This window comes from Mesorhizobium sp. M0207 (assembly GCF_040321995.1).
Classification (GTDB): Bacteria; Pseudomonadota; Alphaproteobacteria; order Rhizobiales; family Rhizobiaceae; genus Mesorhizobium.
The window spans coordinates 25,229-37,400 of the sequence record NZ_JAMYSQ010000015.1 but is presented as its reverse complement, the minus strand read 5'-3'; the positions used below and the strand labels follow the sequence as shown (position 1 = coordinate 37,400).

Annotated in this window: 11 protein-coding genes; 9 read left to right on the top strand and 2 right to left on the bottom strand. The window is 65.3% G+C overall.

The window, feature by feature from the left end:
* Positions 1-4: 4 nt before the first annotated feature.
* The 5 genes from ligD to NKJ15_RS19880 all read left to right on the top strand — a co-directional run bounded on the left by ligD (position 5) and on the right by NKJ15_RS19880 (position 6,334).
* Complete coding sequence (gene ligD, locus NKJ15_RS19900; RefSeq protein ID WP_352490091.1) at positions 5-2,503, top strand: DNA ligase D; 2,499 nt, start codon at positions 5-7, stop codon at positions 2,501-2,503.
* Between the two features lie 218 nt (positions 2,504-2,721).
* Entirely contained in the window at positions 2,722-3,636 is a 915-nt protein-coding gene (gene ku / locus NKJ15_RS19895; protein ID WP_352472110.1) for a non-homologous end joining protein Ku, read from the top strand.
* The gene (locus NKJ15_RS19890; RefSeq protein WP_352490093.1) at positions 3,633-4,727 is read left to right on the top strand and encodes a tetratricopeptide repeat protein; all 1,095 of its coding nucleotides are present in this window, start codon (positions 3,633-3,635) and stop codon (positions 4,725-4,727) included. The genes ku and NKJ15_RS19890 overlap by 4 nt, the downstream gene beginning before the upstream one ends.
* Positions 4,728-4,909: 182 nt before the next feature.
* Positions 4,910-5,554 carry an alpha/beta hydrolase family protein gene (locus NKJ15_RS19885; protein ID WP_352490950.1) on the top strand — a complete coding sequence of 215 codons (645 nt, stop codon included), beginning with the start codon at positions 4,910-4,912 and terminating at the stop codon, positions 5,552-5,554.
* A 9-nt stretch (positions 5,555-5,563) separates the two neighbouring features.
* Entirely contained in the window at positions 5,564-6,334 is a 771-nt protein-coding gene (locus tag NKJ15_RS19880) for an exodeoxyribonuclease III (protein ID WP_352490951.1), read from the top strand.
* Positions 6,335-6,373: 39 nt separating this feature from the next.
* Here NKJ15_RS19880 and NKJ15_RS19875 read toward each other — a convergent pair whose 3' ends face one another.
* A complete protein-coding gene (locus tag NKJ15_RS19875) occupies positions 6,374-6,838 on the bottom strand; it encodes a GFA family protein (protein ID WP_352816969.1) in 465 nt (154 codons plus the stop codon).
* Positions 6,839-6,903: 65 nt separating this feature from the next.
* Here NKJ15_RS19875 and NKJ15_RS19870 point away from each other — a divergent pair, with 65 nt between their 5' ends.
* From NKJ15_RS19870 to NKJ15_RS19860, 3 genes are all read left to right on the top strand, one after another.
* Positions 6,904-7,275, top strand: a complete 372-nt coding sequence (locus tag NKJ15_RS19870; RefSeq protein ID WP_352816966.1) for a WD40 repeat domain-containing protein — start codon at positions 6,904-6,906, stop codon at positions 7,273-7,275.
* Between the two features lie 363 nt (positions 7,276-7,638).
* A complete protein-coding gene (locus NKJ15_RS19865; RefSeq protein ID WP_352816963.1) occupies positions 7,639-8,190 on the top strand; it encodes an isochorismatase family protein in 552 nt (183 codons plus the stop codon).
* A gap of 161 nt (positions 8,191-8,351) precedes the next feature.
* A complete protein-coding gene (locus NKJ15_RS19860) occupies positions 8,352-9,974 on the top strand; it encodes an ABC-F family ATP-binding cassette domain-containing protein (RefSeq protein ID WP_352816960.1) in 1,623 nt (540 codons plus the stop codon).
* A 61-nt stretch (positions 9,975-10,035) separates the two neighbouring features.
* Here NKJ15_RS19860 and NKJ15_RS19855 read toward each other — a convergent pair whose 3' ends face one another.
* On the bottom strand, positions 10,036-10,467 hold the full coding sequence (locus NKJ15_RS19855) for an SAM-dependent methyltransferase (RefSeq protein ID WP_023675692.1): 432 nt from the start codon (positions 10,465-10,467) through the stop codon (positions 10,036-10,038).
* A gap of 491 nt (positions 10,468-10,958) precedes the next feature.
* On the opposite strand from NKJ15_RS19855, the gene NKJ15_RS19850 reads away from it, so the two are divergent.
* Positions 10,959-12,080 (top strand): KamA family radical SAM protein, encoded by a 1,122-nt coding sequence (locus NKJ15_RS19850; protein WP_502906930.1) that lies wholly within the window; start codon positions 10,959-10,961, stop codon positions 12,078-12,080.
* The last annotated feature ends 92 nt before the right edge of the window (positions 12,081-12,172 follow it).

The window sequence follows — 12,172 nt, the reverse complement described above, 5'->3', positions numbered from 1 at the left end:
GGCCGTGACCGCCCCGCCAAAGCTCAAGGCCTATCGCGCCAAGCGCGAGTTCACGAGGACGCCGGAACCCGCCGGCGCGCTGGTTGCCGGGGAAGGCAACCGCTTCGTCGTTCACAAGCACCACGCCACCGCCGACCACTACGACCTTCGCCTGCAGGTCGGCGACGTGCTGAAGAGCTGGGCGGTGCCGCGCGGCCCGTCGCTCAACCCCGCCGACAAACGGCTGGCGGTCGAGACCGAGGACCATCCGCTCGAGTATATTGACTTCGAAGGTGTCATTCCCGAAGGCGAATATGGCGGCGGGCCGATGATCGTCTGGGACACCGGCGTCTGGGCGCCGATGGACGACGTCGAGAAGAGCCTGCGCACCGGTTCCTTCAAGTTCCGCCTCGCCGGCGAAAAGCTGAATGGCGGCTGGATGCTGACGCGGCTGAAACCGAAGCCCGGCGAGGATGCGGGCAAGAAGAACTGGCTGCTGTTCAAGGAGCGCGATCTCGCCGCCGACGCCAAGCTCGACATACTGGAAGCCCGGCCGGAAAGCGTCAAATCCGGACGCCGCATCGAGGAACTGGCGGCAACGCCGAAGCCGGCCGCCAAGCCTGCCAGGCCGGTGGTGCTGAAGCCAGGTGCTTTGCCGGGCGCCGTCAAGGCGCCGCTGCCCACCCGCATCGAGCCGCAACTGGCGACGCAGGTTTCGAAACCGCCGGGCGGCGATGACCCAGCGGCCCGAACAGGCGAAGTCTGGCTGCACGAGATCAAATTCGATGGCTACCGCACCATGGCGCATCTCGCTAACGGGGACGTCAGGCTGATCACCCGCGCCGGCCTCGACTGGACGAAGCGCTATGGCGACCTGCCGCTTGCCTTCGCCAGGCTGCCCTGCCGCGAGGCGATCATCGACGGCGAGGTCGTCGCGCTCGACGCCAAGGGCATCAGCCGCTTTGCCCTTTTGCAGAATGCGCTGGCCGAAGGCGCCGGCAACAAACTCCACTTCTACGCCTTCGATCTTCTGTATCTCGACGGCCGGGACCTGAGACAAGCGCCGCTCCGCCGGCGCAAGGCGCTGCTTTCTCAATTGCTGTCCGGTCTCGGCGCCAATTCGGCCATCCAGCTCAGCGATCATGTCGAAGGAGACGGCCAGGCACTTTATGACCAGGCGTCCGAGATGGGGCTCGAGGGTGTCGTCTCCAAGCGCGCCACGGCAATCTACCAGAGCGGCCGTACCAAGACCTGGACCAAGACCAAGGCGCTTCAGACCGGCGACTTCGTCATCGCCGGCTACACAGTCTCCGATGCGGCCGAGGGGCTGGCCGCACTCGGCCTCGGCGAATTCGAAGACGGCGAGCTGCACTATCGCGGCAAGGTCGGCACCGGCTTCGATGCGGGGACCGCCGGCGAATTGCTGGCCAGGCTGGAGCCGCTAAGGGCGGGTGCATCCGCGCCGGAAGGCGTTCCGCGCGAAATCATGCGCGAGATGAAATGGGTGCGGCCGTTGCTTTCGGCGCACATCCACTACGCCAACCGGACCACCGACAATGCGCTGCGCCATGCCGTGTTCCGCGGCCTGCGCGACGTCGGCCTGTCGACGCCGGTTTCGGCCAAGCGCAAGCGGCTGATCGCCGAGGCCGACCTCGCCACCATCTGGGTGACCAACCCGACGCGACGGCTGTTCGGCAAGACCGGCCCGACCAAGCTCGACATTGCCGTCTATTACGCGCTGGTCGGCGATTTCATGCTGCCGCACATTCTCGGCCGGCCGGTGTCGCTGGTGCGCTGCCCGACCGGCAGGCCGCAGGACTGTTTCTTCCAGCGCCACGCCTTCACCGGCATGCCGCCCTCCGTGGTGACTTTCGAAGCGACCAATTCGGAGGGCGAGACCAAATCCTATCTCTCGGTGGAAGACGCCAAGGGCTATCTGGCGCTGGCGCAGTTCGGTGTCGTCGAGTTCCACACCTGGGGCACCCATCGCACGCGGCTCGACAAGCCGGACCTGATCGTTTTCGACCTCGACCCGGGCGAGGGGATCGCCTGGCGCGAGGTGGTTGAGGCGGCGGTGCACATTAAGGGCGAGCTGGAAGCGCTAGGGCTGGTGCCGTTCGCCAAGACGTCCGGCGGCCACGGCATCCACATATCAGTGCCGGTGACGCAAAAGCAGAACTGGAAGAAACTGCACCAGGCGACCAGCGCCATCTCGACGCATCTTGCCGCCACCGCGCCCGACACTTTCACCACCACCATGGGCAAGGATAACCGCAAGCGGCGCATCTTCATCGATTATCACCGCAATGCGCGCGGCCACACCTCGGCGGCTCCCTATTCGCTGCGCGCCCGCACCAATTTGCCGGCCTCGACACCGGTGAGCTGGAGCGACCTGGCGACCATCGATGCCCCGCAGGATCTGAATTATTCGTCACTGCCGGGCCTGCTGGCGACGTCAGGCGACCCTTGGGCCGACATGGAAGATTTCGCCCGGGATTTGCCGGTGATGGGCACTGCGAGGTAGTCGTGCCGGCGCGGCCCCAGACTCCATCGACGCTCCGGAAAATTTGAATTATTCTTCGCCACGGACCTCTTACCTGCAGGGGCTCCGGCGGAGGAAGATTTCGCTAGGGATTTGCCGGTATTGTAAGGGCAATGTAGGATTTCGGCAGCCGCATTCGTCCTCCGGACGAATGAACGCTGCGAACAGTTCGACAGCACAAGGCCGCGTAGGAGTATTTCATGGCGCCCAGGGCAAGTTGGAAAGGTTACCTCAAGCTCAGTCTGGTCAGCTGTCCGGTCCGGCTCTATCCGGCGACGAGCGCCAGCGAGCGCATCAGCTTCAACCAGCTGCACAAGAAGACGCACAACCGCATCAACATGAAGCCGGTCGACCCCGAGCTCGGGCTGGTCGAGCGTTCGGACCTGGTCAAGGGCTACGAATACGAGGACAAGCAGTACATCATCATCGAGGACTCCGATCTCGATGCGGTGCGCATCGAATCCAACCATACGATGAACATCGAGGCTTTTGTCGACGAGCATTCGGTCGACGTCATCTATCAGGACGCGCCCTATTACCTGGCGCCGGACGGCGCAATGGCCGAGGAGACCTTTGCCGTGTTGCGCGAAGCGATGCGCAAATCCGGCAAGCTGGCGATCGCCCGCCTGGTGCTGTCCAGCCGCGAGCGCGTGGTGACGATCGGCGCGCGCGAGAACGGCATGTTCGTCTGCACCTTGAGGAATCCGAACGAAGTGCGTGGCACGGCTGAATATTTCGGCAATATCCCGGCCGGAAACCCCGATCCCGAAATGCTGCAATTGGCCGAAGCGCTGATCAAGCAGAAGGAAACCACCTTCGATCCGAAGAATTACGAGGACCGCTACGAGATCGCGCTGATGGCGATGATCCGCGAGAAGCTGAAGGGCCATAAGCCGATCATCGCGGCGGCCCCCGAGCGCGGCAATGTCATCAATCTCATGGATGCGCTGAAGGCGAGCCTGTCGCAATCGGCCAAACCGCCGGCCAAGTCGAAGAGCAAGGCCGATGAAACGGCCAAACCCGCGGCGAAATCCGCCAAGGCCGGCGCCGCCGCGGTCAAGGAAAACCCGCTCAAGGCGAACCTTCTCAAAGCCGTCGGCAAGAGCAAGGCGTGACGGCTCTCGCCGGCACGGTCTTCGGCATCGTCGGCGCGCTGGCGGCCTTTCCGCTCAGGCTGGCGGCGCGCGAGGTCGAGCGCCAGCACGGCCAGTTGCGGCGCGGCGTCACTCGGCGCACCACACATGTCGTGTTGGGCCGCAAGTTGCTCGCCAAAGCCGGCGATGGCGAGATCGAGCGTCGGGCTGCTGCGGAGCGCACGGCGGGGCGCAAGCTGGTCAGCGAGAACGGCTTCCTGCGCCTGCTCGGATTGATGAAGGCGCCGGAGGCTTCTGCGCTGTCGCGGCAGTCGCTGATCGACCAGTCGCGGCTGACCGGCGAGGATCTCGACCTTTTGTCGCTGTTCGATGCCTTCGAGCATGATTGCGAACCGTATTCCTTTCGCGACCTGATCCTCGCCCGCAAATATGCCGGGCTGGTTGCCGGCGGCGCCTCGTGGGGGGCGATTGCGCGCTCGGTGCACCGCTCGGGCCCGGTCGCCTCGCTCACCGCCAAGTCGCTCGCCGTCGGCTCGCAGCACGGGCGGGCCGATGCGATCTATCTCGAAGGCGGCCAGAGCGAACTCGACGGCCAGCTGCTGTTCGATCTGGGAACGCAGGATGACGACACGCTGGAAGAGCTGTTCGCCGATGCCGAGGCGGCGGAAGGGGCTGAAGAGCACGAGCAGGCGGCGGCGCTCTACCAGCGCTGCCTGGCCATCGACCCAAGCGATGCCATCGCCGCCTTCAACCGCGCCAACTGCCTGCGCGCCGCCGGCCAGGCGGCCGAGGCGGCGCACGACTATGCCCGCGCCATAAAGCTCGATCCCGGCTTCGTCGAGGCCTGGTTCAATCTCGCCGGGCTGATGAGCGAGGAGGGGCGGGTAGCCTCGGCGCGCCGCCATTTGCTGAAGGCGATCGCACTCGATCCCAATTATGCCGACGCGGTGTTCAACCTTGCTAGGCTGGAGTTCGACGCCGGCAATCTCGCCGAGGCGCGGCGTCGCTGGGTGCGCTACCTCGAGCTCGACGCCAATTCCGAATGGGCGCGCACGGCGGCCAAGGGGATACAGTTCGTGGATTTGCAGCTGGCGCGGATGTCGGCAGGGTGAGGTAGTAGCGCCTCCTTCTCCCCTTGTGGGAGAAGGTGGATCGGCGCGCAGCGCCGAGACGGTTGAGGGGTGTTGGAAGAAATGAGGCGTCGGCGTTCCCTGGAACACCCCTCATCCGACCGAGCTTCGCTCGGCCACCTTCTCCCACAAGGGGAGAAGGGGTCACCAGCGTTGGAGTCCCCATGACAACCTTCCTCTTCGATGGCCCCGACACCGCCCCAATCACCATCCTGCTCGCCCATGGCGCAGGCGCTCCTATGGACTCCCCCTCGCTGACCGCCACGGCAAAAGCGCTGGCCGAGGCCGGCTTCCGCGTCGCGCGCTTCGAATTCCACTACATGGCGGCTCGCCGCTACGGCCACCGCAAGCCGCCGCCGCGCGCCGAGACGGTTAACCCGGAATACGTCAAGGCGATCGCCGACCTCCGGGCGAAGGGCGTGAAGGGTCCGCTGATCATCGGCGGCAAGTCGATGGGCGGACGCGTCGCTTCGATGATCGCCGACGAGATGTTTTCGAAGGGCGAGATTTCAGGGCTGCTTTGTCTCGGCTATCCCTTCCATCCACCGGGCAAACCGACGCAGCTTCGGACAAAACACCTGGCCGATCTCAAGACGCCGACATTGATCTTCCAGGGCACGCGCGACGAGTTCGGGACCAAAGACGAGGTCGCGACCTATGCTCTGTCCGACGCAATCGAGATCTTCTGGCTGGAAGACGGCGACCATGATCTGAAGCCGCGCAAAAACATCTCCGGCTTCTCCACCGCCGATCATCTGAAGACGCTGGCTGATGCGGTGAAGGCGTGGACCGAACGCATCGTGCGCTGAAGCAGGCCGATGAAGATCGCCACCTTCAACGTCAACAACATCAACAGCCGGCTGCCGAACCTGCTCGCATGGCTGGCTGCCGCCAAACCCGACATCGCCTGCCTGCAGGAGCTCAAGGCGAGACAGACGCAGTTTCCGCGCACTGCGCTGGCGGCGGCCGGCTACGGCGCGGTTTGGGTCGGGCAGCCGACCTGGAACGGCGTCGCCATCCTTTCGCGTGGCGCAGAACCCGTTCTGACCCGCGAGGCGCTGCCCGGCGACGATAGCGACCAGCAGGCGCGCTACATCGAAGCTGCGGTCAACGGCATCGTCGTCGCCTGCCTCTACGCGCCGAACGGCAATCCGCAGCCCGGCCCGAAATTCCAGTACAAGCTCAACTGGCACGAAAGGCTGGAGGCGCATGCGGCGCAGTTGCTCGACACCGGCCTGTCGGTGGTACTGGCCGGCGACTACAACATCGTGCCCGAGCCGCGCGACATCTACCCGACCCGCTCCTATGACGACAACGCGCTGGTCCAGCCGGAAAGCCGCGCATCGTTCCAGCGGCTGCTCGACCAGGGCTGGCTTGACGCGCTGCGCAAGAAGCACCCGAATGAGACGCTCTACACATTCTGGGACTATCGCCGCAACCGCTGGCCGCGCGATGCCGGCCTGCGCCTCGACCATATCTTGCTCAGCAAGAAGCTGTCGCGCCGGCTGGTAGCGGCGGGCATCGACCGCGACGTGCGCGGCGAGACCGGCGCCAGCGATCATGCGCCGGTCTGGGTGGAGTTGAAGTGAGGCACGGAGGCTGGCGCCGCCTTTTCGGGCGGCAACCAGTCAAGTTGGCCGCGCCGCTTCGCGGGCGAACGCCTCGATCAGAGGTGCGTATCCCTCAAGGTCGGGCTGCGTTGCGAAACTGTGGCTAGCGGCGGTCGAAGCCCAGGGCAGCTTTTCCGACGTGAAGACTTCGACGAAAGGCACATACCAATGGTGCTGGTCCAGCATGGTCGCACGAACGTTGACGAAGAAGTCCAGGCCATGCGGGCGCGTGAACATCCAGTTCTTGCAATGCGGGCAATAGAGCTGCCGGTGCGGGCCGTGCAGGCCGCCGACCACCGGCTCGCCCTGGGTGACGGCGAAACCGTCGCTGGGCACGGCGATGGTCAGGGAATACGCGCTGGCGCTCAGCTTCTGGCAGCCGGTGCAGTGACACGCCATCGTCAGCAAGGGCGGGGCGCTGATGCGAAAGCGTATTCCGGTGCACAGGCAACCGCCGTCCCAAGGTAGCTTCCAATCGTGCATTGCTGGCCTCGAGCGAGATCCTCGGCGAGCGATCTAGCGCACCACTGGCCTCCGGCAACGCCGCGATGCCTGCGGCAGCTGCCGCCGACGGGCACCATGTCATCACCGGCAGCGGCGATTACACGATCAAGCTGTGGGATCTGGACAGCGGCCGCGAGGTCCGCCGTTTCGACGGCCATGAAGGCACCGTCTACGCCCTGGCGCTCTCAGCCGACGGCGAGCGGCTGCTCTCAGGCTCGCTCGACGGCACGGCGCGGCTGTGGGACATGGAGACCGGCAACCAGCTCGCCATGTTCGACAGCCAGTCCGGCCCGATCTATGCGGTTGCCTTTGCCGCGGGCGGCACGGTGCTGACCGGCGGCTACGACCGCAGCATCAGGGACTGGCCGGCTGGCGGCGGCGATAGGACGGTGCTTTTCGCCGGCGCGCCGGATTGATTGCGGGATATCCAATTTCGTCGCCAGGGCTTGGACACCCCCACTGTTGCGCTGGGCAATCGCATTTGGATTCTTACGAAGATGGATCCCCACCCTAACCCTCCCCACAAGGGGGAGGGAACGCTGCCGCGCGCCCTTACTTCCCCTTTGGCGCCGAAAGGCAGGCAATTTGCCGAGGTCAGCGCCAACGGAAGTCTCCCTCCCCCTTGTGGGGAGGGGGTAGGGGTGGGGGTCCATCGTAGAGCGAAAGCCTCGGCGTTCCATCTGCGATAGCCCTGCCCCACGAGGGGGAGATCAGCAGCTCCAGCGTCGGCTTCGGCGCGTATACTTGACCCGCCTACCACCAACGCTATGTTCGCGGCCATGTCAGAGACCAGCCCCGCGGCCGCTGCGCCGCTCATCGTGATTGACCTTCAGACCGGCATGTTCGACGGTGTTGCCGAACCGCCGATCCATGATGCCGACGGCATCGTTTCCCGCACCCGCGCGCTGATCGAATGGGCACGGCGCAGCGGGCGCAAAGTCGCCTTCATCAGGCATGACGGGCCGCAGGGCGATCCTCTGGCGCCGGGTGAGCCGGGCTGGCCGGTGTGGCCGGCGCTCGGCCAGGCCGCGGACGAGCCGACTTTCGCCAAGCGTGTCGGCGATGCGTTCAGCAATGCCGCCCTTGCAGAATGGGTGGCCGGGCAGGGCGCCGGCGAGGTCGTTCTGATCGGCGCGCAGACCGATTTCTGCGTGGCGGCCACGGTGAAGGGCGCCTTTGCAGCGGGCCTGGGCGTCACCATGGTTTCCGACGCCCACAGCACGCTCGACGCGGCCAGCGAGACCGCCGCGGAGATCATCGCCCGGCACAATGCGGCATTTGCCGCCGCCGGGGTCAAAATGGCGACGACGAAGGCGCTTACCGATAGCTGATCCGCCGGCTCATCCCTACGCCGTCAAAGCCTGATCCAGCCGGGAAGCGACTGGCGGGTTCAGACAATTTGGCGCGGGGCGCCTCACTACTGCGGGCTTCCGCCGGCGCGGTCTATCGCGTATTGGCGCAGGAACTCTCCTTTGGCCTTCCCCGGAAAACCATGATTCGTCTCGAAAGCATCAGCAAGCAGAATGGCAGGCAGATCGTCTTCATCGAAGCCTCCGCCGCGTTGCAGAAGGGCGAGAAGGTCGGGCTGGTCGGGCCTAACGGCGCCGGCAAGACGACGCTGTTTCGCATGATCAACGGCGAGGAGCAGCCCGACGAGGGCCAGGTCTCCGTCGATCGCGGCGTCACCATCGGCTATTTCAGTCAGGATGTCGGGGACATGTCCGGCCGCAGCGCCGTTGCCGAAGTGATGGACGGCGCCGGCCCGGTCAGCGAAGTGGCGGCCGAGATGCGCGAGCTCGAGCACGCCATGGGCGACCCCGATCGCGCCGGTGAAATGGATGAGATCATCGCCCGTTACGGCGAGGCGCAGCACCGCTTCGAGGAGCTCGACGGTTACGCGCTGGATGGGCGTGCTCGCGAGGTGCTGGACGGCCTTGGCTTCAGCCAGGAGATGATGGACGGCGACGTCGGCAAGCTGTCCGGCGGCTGGAAAATGCGCGTGGCACTGGCCAGGATCCTTTTGATGCGGCCCGACGCCATGCTGCTCGACGAGCCGAGCAACCATCTCGACCTGGAAAGCCTGATCTGGCTGGAGCAGTTCCTGAAGAACTATGACGGCGCGCTGCTGATGACCTCGCACGACCGCGAGTTCATGAACCGCATCGTCAACAAGGTGGTCGAGATCGACGGCGGTTCGCTGACCGCTTACTCCGGCAACTACGAATTCTACCAGCAGCAGCGGGCGATTGCCGACAGGCAGCAGCAGGCGCAGTTCGAGCGCCAGCAGGCGATGCTGGCCAAGGAGATCGCCTTCATCGAGCGCTTCAAGGCGCGTGCCTCGCATGCCGCCCAGGTACAGAGCCGGGTGAAGAAGCTGGACAAGATCGACCGGGTCGAGCCGCCCAAGCGCCGCCAGAAGGTATCGTTCGACTTCCAGCCGGCGCCGCGCTGCGGCGAGGACGTGGTGACGCTGAAGAACGTGCACAAGGGCTATGGCAGCCGCTCGATCTACGAGGGATTGGATTTTCAGGTGCGCCGCCGCGAGCGCTGGTGCATCATGGGCATCAACGGCGCCGGCAAGTCGACGCTGCTGAAGCTGGTCGCTGGCGCTTCCGAGCCGGACAATGGCACGGTGGCGCGCGGGCCCAGCGTCAAGATGGGCTATTTCGCCCAGCACGCCATGGAAGTGCTGGAGGGCGAGCGCACCGTGTTCCAGACGCTGGAAGATGCGTTTCCGCAGGCCGGCCAGGCGCCGCTCAGGGCGCTGGCCGGCTGCTTCGGCTTTTCCGGCGACGAGATCGAGAAGAAATGCCGCGTGCTGTCGGGCGGCGAGAAGGCGCGGCTGGTGATGGCGCTGATGCTGTTCGATCCGCCCAATTTGCTGGTGCTGGACGAGCCGACCAACCACCTCGACATCGCCACCAAGGAGATGCTGATCACGGCACTGTCGCAGTACGAGGGAACCATGCTGTTCGTCTCGCACGACCGCCATTTCCTGGCGGCGCTGTCGAACCGGGTGCTGGAACTGACGCCCGAGGGCATCCACACCTATGGCGGCGGCTATACCGAATATGTCGAGCGCACCGGGCAGGAGGCGCCGGGGTTGCGGAGCTGAGGCCGGCTCTGCCGCGCACGGTCACGTAGACGCTCGATTCCGGGGGCCAAGCACGAGGTGCTCAGCCATGTATCGCAATTTCGCGCAGCGGATCGCCGCCGTCGATGAACAGTCGGCCTTGCGCGGTCAACGCCGCCTTGAGCCGTCGCAGGGCAATTTTTCCTGCTTCGGGATGACGCCCGTCCAGCGCGCCGACGCGCACCGCAACGGCAATGTCGAAGTGCTTCTCATCGGCCTCCAACTCGAAATCCTCGATGGCGATCTGGCGAAGGCTCAGCCGGCCTGCCGCAATCTCGGCGCGCGAGGCGGCCCCGGCCTGCGCGATGGCCTTGGCTGAGCGGTCGATCGCCAGCACGTGCCCGCCGCCGATCCGGCGCGCGATCTCGCGCGCTGCAGCACCCGGTCCGCAGCCGATCTCCAGCACTCGCATGCCCTGCCGCAAAGGCAGCGCATTGACGATCTCCAAAAGCCTTGGCGACAAGTCGTTCGCCATACGCTGTTCTCCAGCTTTTTCACAATCCGAGACTAGCGACCGCGGCCGGCGACGGGAAGGCCGAGAGACGCGGGCATCGCCGATGTGTTCAGCTGGCATGTTCAGCTGGGTGCTGCTTGAGCAGGGGGCATGATCGACATCGAAGAGGTCGACGATCCGGTCTCGACCGCGGGCGACCGGGCGGGCCCGAGCGGCCCGGCGTCGTTGACCTGAGGGGTAGGGAGGGAACTGGCGCCGAGCCTAACCGGTTGGGGGGTAGATCACCGGCCGTTTATGTGTATACGCTCAAGCTAATATAAGAGCAAGCTAATGTTTTGCGTCAGCGATGTTGGACGATTGTTCTGATCATGGCCGGTTGTGGCTTCCTGCCGCGCCCTCCAATCCGGCCAAACACCGCTTATTGCCTTCAAGTCCTGGCTTCAATGCTGTACCCCGGCCCGAAATTCAAGGAGCCTGCGATGACCTCACATCCCGACATCCCCGACGCCAGCATGGCGGTCGATGCGGCCGGCGTGGCAGCCGATGACCGGCGCGCTCGCGAGGCGGATGCCGCATGGCGGGACGATGTTCGCGAGGGCGTGCGGCAGGTAGGCGATCTGGATTCGCTGCCGCTGTCGCCAGCCGAGCGGGCGGCGGCCAAAGCCGCGGCCACGCGCCACAAGGTTCGCATTCCCAAGGCCTATCTCGACCTGATCGACTGGAACGACCCCGCCGATCCGATACGGCTTCAGGTCATCCCGTCGCCCGACGAACTGGCAGAGCAGGAGGGCGAACTCGACGATCCGATCGCCGACCACGCCTTCAGTCCCGTGCCTAGATTGACGCATCGACATGCCGACCGGGTTCTGTTGTTCCCGACCTATCAATGCGCGGTCTATTGCCGGTTCTGCTTTCGCAAGGAGCAGTTGACCTCGATCGGCCGGGGTTTTTCGCGCGAGGCGCTGGAGCCGGCCTTCGCCTATATCGCGGCCCATCCGGAAATCCGCGAGGTGATCCTGACCGGCGGCGACCCGCTGTCGCTGCCGGACAGGGCGCTGGCGGAAATCCGCGCCCGTGTCGAGGCGATCCAGCATGTGCGGCTGTTGCGCATCCACACTCGCGTACCCGTCGCGCTGCCGTCGCGCGTCACCGGCGGGTTGATTCAAGCCTTGCAGGGCCGGCTGATAGTCACTGTCGTCACCCATTTCAACCATCCACGCGAAATCACGGAGGCGACCGAGCGGGCCTGCCGCACGTTGCGGCAGGGCGGCTTCGTGCTGCTGAACCAGAGCGTTCTGCTGAAAGGCGTGAACGATACGGTCGAGGTGCTGGAAGAGCTGTGCCGCGAGCTGATGTATCGCCTTGGCGTCAAACCCTATTACCTGCACCACGGCGATCTCGTGCGCGGCATGGCGCACCGGCGCACCACGATCGCCGCGGGCCAGGCGCTGGTCAGCGCCTTGCGTGCGCGCCTGTCGGGCATCTGCAATCCCGTCTACGTGCTGGACCTGCCGGACGGCGGAGGGAAAGTCCCGCTCGGCCCGTCCTATCTCGAGGCGCGCGAAGCGGAGACGTGGCGAATACGTGCGCTTGATGGGGCGGTGAGGGCGTATAGGGAGGTTGCTGGGGAGTAGGGGACGCGCAGCCGCTGTCCAAGCCAGCCCACCTTGGTGACCTGACATGCAGCCCTTGATCACGGAAGCATGCGTTAACTGCTGTTCTATTT